We start from the raw sequence: 13,988 nt of genomic DNA, 5'->3' as shown, positions 1-13,988 counted from the left end.
CTGGCAAAGTGCGAAGATCTCTCCACCGTACCATTCCTGTCCGCGGTCAGGCCCATTCAGCCAGACGGAGGCTCGGCATCGGGCACAACTGACAATGTGTGCTTGAGGCATTTAAGTGCGAAACAAGAGCGGGAATGGCGTACACCCTCGATCTTGTAAAGCTTGCGGCGCAGAAACTGCTCGTAGCCCGCGGTTCCCGCCACCGCCACCTTGATGAGATAATCATATTCGCCGGTCGTCAGATAAGCTTCCAGCACTTCGGGAAGAGCGGCCATGGCCTTACCGAAACGTTCCAGAACCTCATCGTCGTGACGTTCCAGCATGACCTCGATGATCACCGTCTCGGTCAGTCCCAGATGGGCCTGATCGAGAATGGCGGTATAGCCGCGAATGACCCCTTCGTCTTCCAGCCGCTTGACGCGCTGCCAGCAAGGGCTGGGCGACAGCCCCACCTTTTCCGATAGTTCCGTATTGCTCAGCCTGCCATTCTCCAGCAGGGCCCGCAATATTTTGCGGTCAATTCTGTCCAGCGGCTTCGTCATGCCGGCCTCCCTGAAATATATCGCAAAAAAATCTGCCGTCCGTGGGGCCGCTTGCGAAAGAAGTGTTTTCCGAAGGGCACTTTGGCGGCGCCATTCGAAAGCACCTTTGGCTGGTCTTTGAGTACCGTACTGCAAGGTACAGGCAGCAGGGAGGAGCAGGCATGGCACCAACACAGCAACAGCATTTTCCAAGGCCGAGAACGCTGATACACCCCGGTATTTCTTCGCCGGTGCGTATTAACAGCCTGCGCTCGCCGTCTGCGCGCCATATGCGGCTGTTCATCGCGCCGGGATGCAGCCTCTACGATGGAATCGTGCGGTCTTTGGCCGAAAACGGCATCGAAAATGCCTCTTTGACCATTCTCGGCGGTTATTTCGACATCCTGTCCTATTGCGTGGCTCCACCCGATCCTTCCGGCAGGGCGGTCATCGCCTATACGAAACCCATCGATGCCGGGGCGGCCTGGCTGGTTTTCGGCAACGCGACGCTGGGGCGGAGCATGAAGGGCGAGCCGATCGTGCATTGCCATGCCGCCATGCGGACTGCGGCGGGTGTGGTCAAAGGCGGCCATTTGCTGACGGAATCCTGTATCGTCGGAGAAGGCGGCATTTCCGCACTTGTGACCTCGCTCGACAGTTTCGTGCTGCAGCAGTCCTTCGATCCCGAAACCAATATTCCCCTTCTTCAACCCAGAAACCGCACGGAGCGCGCCGATGAACACGCATAACACTGTCGAATCCGGCTCCATGGGTCGCGTGGCCTATGCCCGCATCGCGCCCAATGAAGACCTCGTGCTCGGTGTCGAGAAACTGTGCCTGGCCGAAGGTTTCCGCAATGCCTTCGTGCGCGGCGCGCTGGGCAGTCTGGTGGATGCGTGCCTCGGCACTCGCAGCGGCGCGTTTTTGCAGATAAGCGGTCCTGCCGTTGAAATCGTTTCGATTGCCGGTGAGGTGCGCGCCCAGCCGGATGGCTCCCTGCGCGCCGCGTTGACCGGCGTTGTCGCCGACACCGATGGCGCGGTTTACGGCGGTCCCTTCATTGCCGGCGCCAACCCCGTGTGCATGACCTTCGAGGTGACGCTGGAAGAATGGCTGCCTGCGGAAAAGCCGCAGGCGGCGTGAGGTACGGTAAGGTGGGCGGTGGAGTTGCACGGCGCAACTCATGCGGCCGCCCCCTGTCTTTCGGTCAGAAGCAGCTCGAAAGTGACGCAGACCGGGTTCTTGCCGCGCACCAGCCGCCCGCCGCTGATCTGCGTGGTAAGATCGACCATCGCAATATCCAGCATTGCCCGTCCGCCACCCGTGGCGGAGGGGTGGATGCGGCCATTGCGGATGAGGATTTCGCTGGCATAAGCGGTGAGACTTGTTCCGTCTTCATAATCCGCACCGATCAGGCTGCCGATACCATTGACCTCGGCCTCCCTCAGGTCGAATTGTCTGCAGGCGGCTTCAAGCGCCGTGCAGATATCGGTATTGGGCCGCACGGTGCACAACAGCGCCCGGAGCCCCGCATCTTTCCGGTTGCGCGGCTGCGCGATGGGCGTGAAGAGGGGGAAATTGGTTTCCTCATCCTTCTGCACGTCCAGAATTGCGCCATCCAGCGCCAGCGCCTCGAGCGGCGTTTCCCCGGAAAATTCAGACTCCAAAGGCAGCAGGTGCCCCATGGATAGAACGCCTTCGGCACTTTCCCACGAACCATGGCAGTGCAGGAACGGCTGACCGTCGCGTCGCCCCATATGCAGGCCGGCATCGATGATTGTGCCTCCCGGCATGGAGAATGTTTCGCTATACCAGGCGGCATGGGCGTCATCGGGTGCGGCTGCGGGCATGACATAGTGCAACCGCTTCATCGGCACATTTTTCAGTCTGACATAACCGCCATCGAAACCCTGTTCGATAAAGGCCTCTGCAATCGCTTCGTTGACGCAGACACCGGGTTTGGCATTCAGCGTGACCGGGTGGGCGTGGCAGCCGACGACGCGGAAGCGTTCGGGTGTTGCCGGCCCCGGATGGACGATGCTGCGCGGAAGCCCCTTCGGTGGCATTGTCGTCATACCGCAAGTCCTGCGGTAATGAAGCCACCGTCTACGGCCAGCACCTGTCCGTTGATGTAGCTCGCGTCGTCCGACACAAGGAAAGCCACGGCAGAGGCGATCTCGTCCGTCCTGCCATAGCGGTGCATGGGAACGCGGCTGTGCCACTGGCTGCGAACATTCTCCGTATGAACTGCCTGGGTGAGGGGGGTATCGACGGGGCCGGGCGCGATCGCATTGACGCGAATGCCCGATTGTCCCAGCTCGTTTGCCATAACCATCGTCAGAAGATTGACGCCGCCTTTTGAAGCGCCATAGGCGCTGCGGCCGCGATTGCCGCACATGCCGGAAACCGAGCTGATATTGACGATCGAACCGGAAATTGCGCGGTTCAGCCAGTAACGCGCGGCGGCGCGGGCCACGGCGAAGCTGCCGACGAGATTAACGTCAACGATACGGCGGAATTCTTCTACGCTGGTATCGACGGAAAGCTTGTCGATGCCGATGCCGGCGCTGTTGACGACGGCCACCAGATCAACGGCATGATCGGCGCCGCCTGCCGTCAAGGCGGCGAAAGCCTCTTCTATCGACGCCTCATCCGCCACATTGCAGACGATGCCGCGCGAAGCATCGATGCCGAGTTTTTCGCAGGCCGCATCCAGCGCCTCACGCTTGAGATCCAAAAGCCATGGCTGCCAGCCGCGCGCCATCAACAGCTGCGCCGTGGAAAAGCCGATACCCGATGCGCCGCCGGTGATGGCGACAGCGCCTTTCATCTCTCTCGTCTGCTGTGTCATACCGTCTCCTCCCGGTTATGCGTTACGGCCTTCAGCCGGTCAGTTTTTCCTCGAAAACCGGCATCTGGCCGCGCTTTTCCAGCTCCTCGCGGATCATCTTCTTGGTGATCTTGCCATAGGCGGATTTCGGCATGGCATCCCAGAACACAACGGCTTTCGGCAGCTTGTAACGGGCCATCTTGCCGTCGAGATAGGCTTTCAGGTCGATGCCGGCGATATCCGCGCCCTCGCGCGCCACGCAGACGGCGACGCCGACCTCGCCCCACACCGCGTCCGGCACGCCCAGAACCGCTGTCTCGCTGATGTCCGGGTGCATGAGGATTTTCTCCTCGATCTCACGCGGATAGATGTTCGAGCCGCCGGAAATATACATGTCGGAGGCCCGGCCGGTGATGTAAACGAAACCGTTCTCATCGCGGTGGCCAAGATCGCCGGTGCGGAACCAGCCGTTGCGGAAGGCTTTGGCATTGGCATCGGGATTATCGTAATAACCCGCGAAAACAGCAGGACCGATCACGCAGATCTCGCCGGTTTCACCGGCCTGAAGCTCCTCGCCTGCATCGCTCTGGATTTGCACTTCCATGCCGGTGCGATCAAAGCCGCAGGTGCCGATCCGCGCCTCCGGGCCGTCCTCGGCGTTGTGGAAGGAAGGCGGCAGCACGGTAATGTTGCCGGTCACTTCGCCCAGTCCGAAATATTGCACCAGCACCGGGCCGAGCTTGGCGAGCGCCCGTTTCTGATCGGCGCGATACATGGGCGCGCCGGCGTAGATGACGTAGCGCAGCGAGGAATGATCGAAACGATCCACGGAAGGGTCTTCGATCAGCATTTTCAGAATGGTCGGCACGGTAAAGGCATTGGTGACGCGCCATTTCTCGATCAGCGCCCACACTGCGGGCACATCGAGTTTTTCCGCAGCCGGAAGCACCGTTTTTGCCCCATGCGCCACCTGCACCAGCTGGTGAATACCCGCGCCATGCGAAAGCGGCGCAACGACGATGGAAGCGTCGCCCGGTCCGGTGCCGGGCATCAGATCGCAAAGATGGTTGGTGATGACGAAAGCCATCTGGCCATGGGTCAGTACCGCAGCTTTCGGCCGACCCGTTGTGCCGGAGGTGAAGAAGAACCAGCAGGGATCGTCCCGATCCACCGCCTGGCTTTTGACTTTCTGGCCCAGATGACGGGCCACGATGGAATCGTAGTCCTCGCCGAATTCGGCCGTGCCAATGGCGATGGTAAAATCGATCGCGGTCGCCTCACGGCTGGCCCTTGCATGCTCGGGAAAAGCGCTCGCGCAGATCATGCCGCGTGCGCCGCTGGCTTTTGCCAGATAGGCCACCTCATCGGGCGACTGGCGATAATTGGTCGGCACCCACACCGCGCCCACGCGGAAGCAGGCGAACATGGATTCGAACATCTGGTTGTTGTTGGAAGACTGCACCAGAATGCGGTCGCCTTTCCTGACGCCGAATTCCGTTACCAGCGCCTGCGTCATCGCATCGACGCGGGCGTCCATTTCAGCCCATGTCCAGCTCTTGTCACCCCATACGAAGCCGATATCGGCGGGGTTGCGGCGCGCTGCCTGGGTCAGGAAATGCGAGAGATTCATGACCCGCGTGGTCGAAGGCGCAACCCCGCCCGGAGGATGTATCGTCATTTCACGCGCTCCATGATCGAGACATAGTTGGCAACCGCAGTTCCCCCCATGTTGAAAACACCGGCAAGCGAGGCGCCGGGGATCTGCATGTCGCCCGCTTCACCCATCAATTGCATCGCCGCCATGACATGCATGGAGACCCCGGTTGCTCCAACCGGATGCCCCTTGGATTTCAGCCCGCCGGAAGGGTTGATCGGCAGGCGCCCGGTTTTAAGAGCCGTGCCTTCGCGCACCACCCGGTGGCCTTCACCGGGCTTTGCCAATCCCATCGCCTCATATTCGATGAGTTCGGCAATGGTGAAGCAATCATGGGTTTCGACGAAGGAGAGATCGTCGAGCGTCGCCCCGGCGAGTTCCAGCGAACCTGCCCAGGCGCGGCGCGCGCCCTCGAAGGCCAGCGGATCGCGGCGGCTGAGCGCCAGAATGTCATTGACATGCTTGCGGCCCCTGAAACCGATGGCCCGGTTGAGTGTCGCTGCGGTTTCCTCGTCGGCCAGAATGATGGCGGCGGCGCCATCGGAAATCAGCGAGCAGTCGGTGCGGCGCAACGGGCCTGCGACGTAAGGGTTCTTCTCCGATACCGTGTTGCAGAAATCGAAGCCGAAATCCTTGCGCATATGGGCATAGGGATTGACCGCACCATTGGCGTGGTTCTTGGCGGCGATCATCGCCAGTTCTTCCGAGCGATCGCCATAGCGCTGGAAATAGGCTTCAGCGATACGCCCGAACTGGCCGGCAAAGCCGCCGGAAATATCGGCTTCTTCGGCACGGTAGCAGGCGGATAGCAGGATTTCACCGACCTCGGCGGTTGGCAGCGCCGTCATTTTTTCCGCGCCGACAACGAGCGCGATGCGCCCGCGTCCGGCCTCGATGAAATCCATGGCGCTGTAAAGGGCGGCCGATCCTGTCGAGCAGGCATTCTCGAAACGCACGGCGGGCGTATAGGCGAGGCGCTCATCGCCCATGGCCACCAGCGCGCCCTGAAAATCCTGTTTCGAGAAACCGTTATTCATCACGCCGACGAAGATGCCGTCTATATCGCCGACATCGACGCCGGCATGATCGATGGCCGGCGCCACGACCGAAGCCATCAGTTGCTCGGTATTTTCAAGGGCCGATTTGCCGAAAGGCGAATGCGCCCAGCCGACGATCTGCGCTTTGCTCATTTGCTCGTTCTCCTTGTTTGCCGTTTCGCGTCGCCTTCGCCGCGCGTGCGGGCGCGGCTGGCCATCATTTCCGCAATGCGTGTCTCGATGCGGGTCACTTCCTCGCGCAGCACCGCCGCCAGTTCCGGCTGGCGCTCCGGCCGCATGCGGCTGTCGACGGCGGCAATGCTCAACGCCCCCGCCACCGCGCCATCCGGTGTTCGGATGGCAACGCCGATACCCCAGGAATTCGAGAGGATCAGACCCGGATTGAGCGAATAACCGTTGGTTCGTGTCAATTCGACATCGCGGCGCAGCCCGTCCAGCGTGATGCCGGGATAGTTCGCGGCAATCAGCCCGCTATTGGCGGCAATGACGCTTTCCACCTCGGCATCGGGCAGCGCCGCCAGCATGGCGAGCGATCCCGCGCCAATGCCCAGCGGGTGCTCGAAACCGGCCTGAAGCGCGTGGGTGCGCACCGGCCAGGTGCCTTCTTCGCGATAGAGGCACAGTGCAAACGTGTCGCGGCGCACGGAAAGGAAGCTCGAATCCTCAGTGCGGCGGGAAATGCGTGTCAGACTGTCCTGAGCCATTTGCAGCAAGCCGAAACGGCGCGATGACAGACTGCCCAGCACATAGGCTTCCTCGCCCAGATAATAACGGCGCGTTTCCTCATCCTGCTCCACCAGGCCTGCGCGGATCAGCGCCAGCAGCAGGCGGCGGGCCGTGGGCTTGTTCAGCCCGCTTTCGGTGACGATGACCGAAAGCGCCACACCCCGTTCGGCATGACGCCCCACCATTGATAGAAGTCCCAGCGCCCGGTCTACCGCACGCGCGCCTGTCAGGTCGTTTTCCGTCGGGATCATCGTGGCCATATCAGGAAAACGCTCCCACCGCACAGCTTTGCCCGCCATCGACCGGCAGGCAGATGCCGGTGATGAACTTGGCTTCATCGGATGCCAGAAAGACTGCCGCATGGGCGATATCGAAGGCATCGCCCATGCGGCCGACCGGGACGGCGGCATTGCGCGCCGCCACCATATCCTCGACGGAGGCATATTGATTGCTGATCTGCTTGTAGATCAGCGGCGTGTCGATCATTCCGGGCAGAACGCAATTGGCGCGAATGCCCTGGCGGGCATATTGCATGGCCAGCGCCACGGTTGCCTGGTTTACGGCGGCCTTCATGGCGTAATAGGCGAAATATGGATAGCCGGTCCAGCGAATGGAGGCGAGCGACGAGATGTTGACGATGGCCCCGCCGCCCTGCGCCAGCATTACCGGCAGCACGGCCTTGGCGGTGCGATAAACGGAGCCGATATTGAGATCGACCGAGGCTCGAAAGCGCTCCTCATCCAGCTCGACCGGGCCGCCCATATGGGTCACGCCGACATTGTTGTGCAGGATATCGATGCCGCCGAAGACCTCGCAGGTCCGCGCAACCGTGGCCGATACGGAATCGAGTTCCGTGACATCGGCAGCAACCGCAATCGCCTCGAAACCTTCGCCGCGAATGATCTGCGCGGTTTCCTCGGCCGCGTCAGCGAAGAGGTCGACACAGGCCACGCGTGCGCCTTCGCGGGCGAATTGCACGGCCGCAGCCTTGCCATTGCCGAAACCCGGACCAGATGATCCTGCGCCAAAAACAATGGCGCGTTTTCCCGTCAGGCGACCTGTCAAAACAGTCTCCATTACAATCGTCAGAAATAGTCGGGTCGGCCCCGCCTGACGCGGGGCCAGCTATTCAGCGGACCGATCAGGTCAGGCTGGCGCCAACGGCCTTTTCGAGAATGGCCCAGGCTTCATCGCCATATTTGCCCTTCCATTCGGAATAGAAACCGGCTTCCTTGAGGGTTGCACGGAAGAGTGAGGCGTCGGTGTCATTGAAGGTCATGCCCTTGGCAATCAGGTCTTCCTTCACCGAGGCATTGAGTTTCGCCACATCGGCCCGCTCGTCCTTGCCGGCCTGATTGAGGTTTTTGGCAACGATGGCGCGCAGGTCATCCGGCAGGCGCTCCCAGGCGCGCTTGTTCGCCAGGAACCAGAAGCCGTCCCACATATGGTTGGTGACCGAGCAGAATTTCTGCACTTCGAACAGCTTGGCGGTGGAAATGATCGCCAGCGGGTTTTCCTGGCCATCGACAACGCCGGTCTGCAAGGCGGTGTAGACTTCAGCGAAATTGATCGAGGCTGGGGCCGACTTGAAGGCCTTGAACATCGAGGTCCAGAGCGGGCTTACCGGCACGCGGATCTTGAAGCTTTCGAGATCGGCCGGCGTGGCGATGGGCTTCGAAGCGCTGGTGATCTGGCGGAAGCCGTTATCCCAGATAGTGTCCATGGCAACGAGGTTCTGTTTGGCGATTTCGCCGCGTACATATTTGCCGAGATCGCCATCCATGGCCGCCCAAACCGAATCGTAGTTCGGGAAGGCGAAGCCGATGCCGCTGATGGATGCATTCGGCACCAACGTCGACAGGATCAGTGGCGAAAGCGTAAAGAATTCAACGCCGCCCGAGCGTACCTGGCTCAACACATCGGTATCGGCACCCAACTGGCTGCTGGGGAAGATGTTGATCATCACCTGGCCGTCGGTTTCCTTGGCGATACGGTCGGCCGCTTCCTTGGCGCGGATGTTCATGGGGTGCGCGGCAGGCAGGTTGTTGGCATATTTATAATTGAATTGCGCAGCGCGGGCGCGCGACACAAAAGCGGTGGCAAGAACGGCAGAACCGGCGCCGGCCAACACGGTACGTCTGTTGATATTCATTGCTTTCTCCTCCCAAAATAAAAGCATGTGTCATTCATCGGCGTGGCGGGTGGACCCCCGCCACGGTCTTAGAGCAGAATTGTCGAGAAGCCCGGAACTGCCGCAATCAGCAGCAGACCGATGACCATGGCTGCGAGATAGGGCCAGATGGCGCCCATGGCCTCATCAGGCGAAACATTGCCTATCTTGCAGGCGATATAGAAACCGATGCCTATGGGCGGCGCCATCAGGCCGATATTCATGGCGACCACGACCACCATCGAATAATGGATGTCGTTGATGCCAAGCGTGCGGGCAATGGGGAACATGATCGGTGCGAGCAATACGATTGCCGGCAGGCCTTCCAGCACGCAGCCGAGGATCATGAAAATCAGGATCGATACGACCATATAGGTCATCCAGCCGCCCGGCAGATCGGTGATCATCGCGGTCAACTGGAAAGCAAAGCCGCTCTGCGTCAGCCCCCAGGCCATGGCCGAGGCGCAGCCGAGGATCAGCAGGATCGCCCCGGAAAGGGCGGCCGTCTCCACCAGCATGGAATAGAGCTTTTTGAGGCTGATGCCGCCATAAAGCACCGCACCGATAATCATCGCATAGAGCACAGCGATGGTGGAAACCTCGGTTGCCGTCGCCACGCCGCCGCCGACCAGACTGCGGATGAGGAAGGGCAGAACCAGTGCAGGTGCTGCAACCAGGGCCGCCTTGCCGACCAGCGGCCACGGGGTGCGTTTTGCGCCTTCCATGTTTTCATGCCGCGCCTTCCAGCGGGCCAGAACGGCCAGTACCAGAAGCAGCACCATGGCGATCATGAAGCCGGAGGTGAACAGGCCGGCAATCGACACGCCCGCCGCCGAACCGAGAACGATCAGCACGATGGAGGGCGGAACCGTATCGGCCATGGCGGCGCCGGTGGCGAGCAGCGCAATCATTTCCTTGGGCTTGTGGCCACGGCGCTTCATTTCCGGAAACAGCGCCGGTGCAACCGTTGCCATGTCCGAAACCTTGGAGCCGGAAATGCCCGAGACCAGAAACAGCGAGCCGAGCAGCACATAGGACATGCCGGCGCGAATATGCCCGAACATCGAGGATAGCAGCTCGACAATCGCCCTGCCCATGCCGGTGGCATCGAGCACACAGCCCAGCAGCACGAAAACCGGAACCGAGAGCAGAATGATGCCCGACATGCCCTCGTCAATGCGCCCGATCATCACGATGGTCGGAACCCAGGTGGTAAAGGTCAGGTAGGCGAGGGTTCCAAGGCCAAAACAGAAGGCGATCGGTACGCCCAGCACCAGAAACACCGCCACGAACAGGCCGAGGAAGATCGCCAGATTGAAATTGCCGAAAGTTTCGAGCGTCGGCGATGCCAGATAGAGCAGGCCGGAGACGACCGCGACGGTGACAACGGCTGCGATGATGTCCCGCAGATTTTCCCTGCGGAAGAGATTGTTGAGGACCAGCAGCAGCATCAGACAGGCGCCAACCGGCAAGGCCGCGGCGCGGAAGGACATTGGAATATTCAGCGCTGCCGAGGTGACGACCCATTCCTCGATGGTATATTCTATCGCCGGCTTGATAATCGCCGCAAGAAATGTCGCTACCAGCACCAAAGCGAGCGAGTTGACATAGCCCAGAATGCGCTGCGGAAACATATTGAGAAATAGTGTCAGGCGCAGGTGCTCGCTGCGGTCGATGGCAATTGCCGCACCCAGCATGGCAAACCACAGGAAGCTCAACGACGCCGTTTCATCGATCCAGACGATTGGCAAATGCAGGGCATAGCGCGATGTCACGCCCAGCAGAAGCAGGCCGATCATCACCGCCAGCAGCACCGCCGCGACAGCCTCGATGGGTCGCATGAACCATGAGCCTGTTACCGGCCCGGTATGCAAAAGCTCTCCATCGAGCACAAATACGTCGTCATTCGCGTTTGCGGTCATGGTCATCGGGGCCTCCTCTCCCACAGAACAACCTTCGCAACGGACTGCGGCAGACAAAGAGAGTTATCCGCGCCCAGGCCAATATCATGACCGACGCATCAGGATATATCTGTCATTGCCAGACCGGCCAGACCCCTCCAAAAGCCTGAAACTAGCGGTATATTGCCTCCACAATATGGACCGTTAAAAAACTATGCATTCGGGATACACAGGAAAAGTGCCGAAATCAACTGTATAAATGCAGTATTGCGCGGTTTTCATCGTAAGCTTATAGGTCCACATAGTGGATCATACTATAATTGATTGAAATTTATCTGTGATGTAACGAGCGCGCAGCAATTTCCGGGGCTTTTCGGAAGCCCGTCGAGACAAAATCGCTTATGATGCCGGGCGAGCCGGATGGTCTGGCGTTACGCGCTGAAGAAGTCGGAGAGCAAATCCGCTGCCTATTGCGGCAATGACGGTCCATAAAGTCGTCAGGTTGCACGACTTGAGCGGATAAGGCTGCCCATGGTGGACATGCTTCCACTCAGGCGATGCACAATCAAAACGGTGGAGAATTATCAGTCGGGTAAAATGAAAGACGATTGGGTCCGGGTGACGGAATACGGACGATCTTGCTTTATCAAACGAAGCAGCCGCCCTTTAAGGCGGCTGCTGTTTATCTGATGTTCTCTGTCAGCCTCAGGCTGCCTTTTCGAGTTCCTGCTTCCAGTTACCCTTGGCGGCGAGGCTGTTCATCGCGGCGCGGTGCGTGAAGGCGCGCTGGCCGGCGGCGACGTTTTCCTGCTTGCCGCCCCATGTCTTGAGGGCCGTATCCTGAAGCGCGCGGCCGTAGGAATAGGTCAGAGACCAGGGCAGGTCGTAGCCGGCATTCATGGCGGAGAGATGGGCGGTCGCCTCTTCGGAGGACTGGCCGCCGGAAAGGAAGGCGATGCCGGGAACAGCCGAAGGCACGGTCGCCTTCAGAACCTTCACGGTCTTTTCCGCCACTTCCTCGACGGAGGCCTTGCGGGCCTTCTTGCCGTCGATGATCATGTTCGGCTTGAGGATCATGCCTTCAAGATTCACACGGGCGTCGAACAGGTCCGCAAAAACGGTCTGGAGAACCCATTGCGTGACTTCCGCACAGCGGTCGATGTCATGCGTGCCCGGTTCGCCGTCCATCAGCACTTCCGGCTCCACGATCGGCACGATATCCGCCTGCTGGCAGAGAGCGGCGTAACGGGCGAGCGACTGGGAGTTTGCCTTGATCGAACCCCAGCTCGGACGCTGCTCGCCGATGGTGATGACGCCGCGCCACTTGGCGAAACGCGCGCCGGCCTCATGATACTTGCGCAGGCGCTCGTAAAGGCCGTCCAGGCCTTCGGTAATGAATTCATGCGGGTGGAAAGCCATCGGCTTGGCGCCGATATCCACCTTGATGCCCGGCAGGCTGCCGGCCGCCTTGATGATATCCACGAAAGGCGTGCCGTCGGCGGCCTTCTGGAACAGGGTCTCTTCATAAAGGATGACGCCGGAGATGTATTTCTTCATGGCGTCGTCTGAACGGAACAGCATCTCGCGATAATCGCGGCGGGCGGTCTCGGTGGACTCCAGATTGATGCTGTCGAAACGCTTTTTGATCGTTCCCGTGGATTCGTCGGCGGCGAGCAGGCCCTTGCCGTCGGCGACCATTTTGATTGCGATGTCTTCGAGACGTTCGGTCATTTGCTATTCTCCCAAGGCACAATAAATTTCCGATAACAGAAGTTCCAGGGCAGGGAAATGGCACGCTAACTCATTGAAACGATTGAAATGATTTCAATCGTTTGAAACTTTTCCTCCCGGTGCCGCTTACCAAAAAGCAAGGCCGGACAAGCATGGCTTGTCCGGCCTCGTGTCAGGCAAGTAGGGTGAGTTTACTTGGCGGCGGTCAGGATGGCAACGCCCGGCAATTCCTTGCCTTCCATCCATTCGAGGAAGGCGCCGCCGGCCGTCGAAACATAGGAGAAATCCTCGGAAACGCCGGCATGGTTGAGCGCGGCAACGGTGTCGCCGCCGCCGGCGACGGAGACGAGCTTGCCGGCCTTGGTGCATTCCGCCGCGTGTTTTGCAGCGGCAACGGTCGCCGCGTCAAAGGGCTCGATTTCGAAGGCGCCGAGCGGGCCGTTCCAGACCAGCGTTTCGGCGCGGGAAATCCAGGCCTTGATGCTTTCAACCGATTTTGGGCCGACATCGAGAACCATGGCATCAGTGGGAATGGCGTTGATGTCGACGATTTCATTGGCCGCACCGGCCTTGAATTCGCGAGCGACGACGCCGTCCTCCGGCAGCACGATGGCGCAGCCGGATGTCGCAGCCTCGATCATGATCTGCTTTGCGGTCTCGGCGAGATCATGCTCGCAAAGCGATTTGCCGACCTGCGCACCGCGGGCGGCGAGGAAGGTGTTGGCCATGCCGCCGCCGATGACGAGGGCGTCGACCTTCTTGACGAGGTTCATCAGCAGATCGATCTTGCTCGAAACCTTGGCGCCACCGACGATGGCGACGACCGGACGGACTGGCTGGCCGAGGCCCTTTTCCAGAGCCTCAAGCTCGGCCTGCATGGTGCGGCCGGCATAGGCGGGCAGGTGGCGTGCAAGGCCTTCGGTGGAAGCGTGGGCGCGATGGGCGGCGGAGAAGGCGTCGTTCACGTAGATATCGCCATTGGCTGCCAGAGCTTCGACGAAGGCCGGATCGTTCTTTTCCTCGCCCTTGTGGAAACGGGTATTTTCCAGAAGCAGGATATCGCCATCGTTCAGTTTCGCGACGGCATCCGCCGCCGGTGCGCCGATGCAGTCGGTCGCAAAGGAAACGGCGTGATCCAATACTTCCTCGACGGCGGGTACGATCTGGGAAAGCGACATATCGGCCACCGGTTCACCCTTCGGGCGGCCGAAATGGGCAAGCAGAACGACTTTCGCGCCCTTGGAGGACAGTTCCAGAATGGTCGGCGCAACGCGTTCGATACGGGTTGCGTCCGTCACCTTGCCATCTGCGACCGGCACGTTGAGATCAACGCGGACGAGAACGCGCTTTCCGGCAATGTCGTTGAGGTCGTCGAGGGTCTTGAAAGCGGGCATAGG

General features: G+C 60.3%; 13 protein-coding genes. 2 read left to right on the top strand and 11 right to left on the bottom strand.

The annotated features are described in order from the left end of the window. Nucleotides 1-56 precede the first annotated feature (56 nt). Nucleotides 57-542, bottom strand: coding sequence for an Lrp/AsnC family transcriptional regulator (locus L901_RS09280; protein WP_059755818.1), 486 nt, complete (start codon nt 540-542; stop codon nt 57-59). Nucleotides 543-703: 161 nt separating this feature from the next. Between L901_RS09280 and L901_RS09275 the strand changes: the two genes are divergently transcribed. Beyond that, on the top strand, nt 704-1,270 hold the full coding sequence (locus tag L901_RS09275; protein ID WP_059755816.1) for a PCC domain-containing protein: 567 nt from the start codon (nt 704-706) through the stop codon (nt 1,268-1,270). Then, the gene (locus tag L901_RS09270) at nt 1,257-1,664 is read left to right on the top strand and encodes a PPC domain-containing DNA-binding protein (RefSeq protein ID WP_003520351.1); all 408 of its coding nucleotides are present in this window, start codon (nt 1,257-1,259) and stop codon (nt 1,662-1,664) included. The genes L901_RS09275 and L901_RS09270 overlap by 14 nt, the downstream gene beginning before the upstream one ends. 38 nt (nt 1,665-1,702) lie before the next feature. Here L901_RS09270 and L901_RS09265 read toward each other — a convergent pair whose 3' ends face one another. The 10 genes from L901_RS09265 to pgk all read right to left on the bottom strand — a co-directional run bounded on the left by L901_RS09265 (nt 1,703) and on the right by pgk (nt 13,985). Then, nucleotides 1,703-2,596, bottom strand: a complete 894-nt coding sequence (locus L901_RS09265) for a PCC domain-containing protein (protein WP_059755814.1) — start codon at nt 2,594-2,596, stop codon at nt 1,703-1,705. Continuing rightward, nucleotides 2,593-3,372: an SDR family NAD(P)-dependent oxidoreductase gene (locus L901_RS09260; protein WP_059755812.1), complete on the bottom strand. Its 780-nt coding sequence runs from the start codon at nt 3,370-3,372 to the stop codon at nt 2,593-2,595. The genes L901_RS09265 and L901_RS09260 overlap by 4 nt, the downstream gene beginning before the upstream one ends. A 31-nt stretch (nt 3,373-3,403) precedes the next feature. Further along, nucleotides 3,404-5,029: an acyl-CoA synthetase gene (locus L901_RS09255; RefSeq protein ID WP_059755811.1), complete on the bottom strand. Its 1,626-nt coding sequence runs from the start codon at nt 5,027-5,029 to the stop codon at nt 3,404-3,406. Further along, nucleotides 5,026-6,195 carry an acetyl-CoA acetyltransferase gene (locus L901_RS09250; protein WP_059755809.1) on the bottom strand — a complete coding sequence of 390 codons (1,170 nt, stop codon included), beginning with the start codon at nt 6,193-6,195 and terminating at the stop codon, nt 5,026-5,028. Before L901_RS09250 ends, L901_RS09255 begins: the two co-directional genes overlap by 4 nt. Next, nucleotides 6,192-7,049: an IclR family transcriptional regulator gene (locus L901_RS09245; RefSeq protein WP_020812231.1), complete on the bottom strand. Its 858-nt coding sequence runs from the start codon at nt 7,047-7,049 to the stop codon at nt 6,192-6,194. The genes L901_RS09250 and L901_RS09245 overlap by 4 nt, the downstream gene beginning before the upstream one ends. Nucleotide 7,050: 1 nt before the next feature. Beyond that, nucleotides 7,051-7,854, bottom strand: a complete 804-nt coding sequence (locus tag L901_RS09240; RefSeq protein WP_183044099.1) for an SDR family NAD(P)-dependent oxidoreductase — start codon at nt 7,852-7,854, stop codon at nt 7,051-7,053. A 76-nt stretch (nt 7,855-7,930) separates the two neighbouring features. After that, the gene (locus L901_RS09235) at nt 7,931-8,941 is read right to left on the bottom strand and encodes a TRAP transporter substrate-binding protein (protein WP_059755806.1); all 1,011 of its coding nucleotides are present in this window, start codon (nt 8,939-8,941) and stop codon (nt 7,931-7,933) included. A gap of 68 nt (nt 8,942-9,009) precedes the next feature. Further along, nucleotides 9,010-10,887, bottom strand: a complete 1,878-nt coding sequence (locus L901_RS09230) for a TRAP transporter large permease subunit (protein ID WP_059755805.1) — start codon at nt 10,885-10,887, stop codon at nt 9,010-9,012. 678 nt (nt 10,888-11,565) lie between these two features. Further along, on the bottom strand, nt 11,566-12,591 hold the full coding sequence (locus tag L901_RS09225; protein ID WP_003523197.1) for a class I fructose-bisphosphate aldolase: 1,026 nt from the start codon (nt 12,589-12,591) through the stop codon (nt 11,566-11,568). Between the two features lie 191 nt (nt 12,592-12,782). Continuing rightward, nucleotides 12,783-13,985, bottom strand: coding sequence for a phosphoglycerate kinase (gene pgk, locus L901_RS09220; protein ID WP_059755802.1), 1,203 nt, complete (start codon nt 13,983-13,985; stop codon nt 12,783-12,785). Nucleotides 13,986-13,988 lie beyond the last annotated feature (3 nt).

Origin of the sequence: Agrobacterium sp. D14 (assembly GCF_001526505.1) — a bacterium.
In the GTDB taxonomy this organism is placed as follows: Bacteria; Pseudomonadota; Alphaproteobacteria; order Rhizobiales; family Rhizobiaceae; genus Agrobacterium; species Agrobacterium leguminum.
The sequence above is the reverse complement of the archived record's forward strand: the minus strand, read 5'-3'. Positions and strand labels throughout refer to the sequence as shown.

Bases quoted from the DNA above. Each gene is read 5' to 3' on its own strand.
- L901_RS09280 (WP_059755818.1), bottom strand. From the start codon at position 542: ATGACGAAGCCGCTGGACAGAATTGACCGCAAAATATTGCGGGCCCTG.
- L901_RS09275 (WP_059755816.1), top strand. From the start codon at position 704: ATGGCACCAACACAGCAACAGCATTTTCCAAGGCCGAGAACGCTGATA.
- L901_RS09270 (WP_003520351.1), top strand. From the start codon at position 1,257: ATGAACACGCATAACACTGTCGAATCCGGCTCCATGGGTCGCGTGGCC.
- L901_RS09265 (WP_059755814.1), bottom strand. From the start codon at position 2,596: ATGACGACAATGCCACCGAAGGGGCTTCCGCGCAGCATCGTCCATCCG.
- L901_RS09260 (WP_059755812.1), bottom strand. From the start codon at position 3,372: ATGACACAGCAGACGAGAGAGATGAAAGGCGCTGTCGCCATCACCGGC.
- L901_RS09255 (WP_059755811.1), bottom strand. From the start codon at position 5,029: ATGACGATACATCCTCCGGGCGGGGTTGCGCCTTCGACCACGCGGGTC.
- L901_RS09250 (WP_059755809.1), bottom strand. From the start codon at position 6,195: ATGAGCAAAGCGCAGATCGTCGGCTGGGCGCATTCGCCTTTCGGCAAA.
- L901_RS09245 (WP_020812231.1), bottom strand. From the start codon at position 7,049: ATGGCCACGATGATCCCGACGGAAAACGACCTGACAGGCGCGCGTGCG.
- L901_RS09235 (WP_059755806.1), bottom strand. From the start codon at position 8,941: ATGAATATCAACAGACGTACCGTGTTGGCCGGCGCCGGTTCTGCCGTT.
- L901_RS09230 (WP_059755805.1), bottom strand. From the start codon at position 10,887: ATGACCATGACCGCAAACGCGAATGACGACGTATTTGTGCTCGATGGA.
- L901_RS09225 (WP_003523197.1), bottom strand. From the start codon at position 12,591: ATGACCGAACGTCTCGAAGACATCGCAATCAAAATGGTCGCCGACGGC.
- pgk (WP_059755802.1), bottom strand. From the start codon at position 13,985: ATGCCCGCTTTCAAGACCCTCGACGACCTCAACGACATTGCCGGAAAG.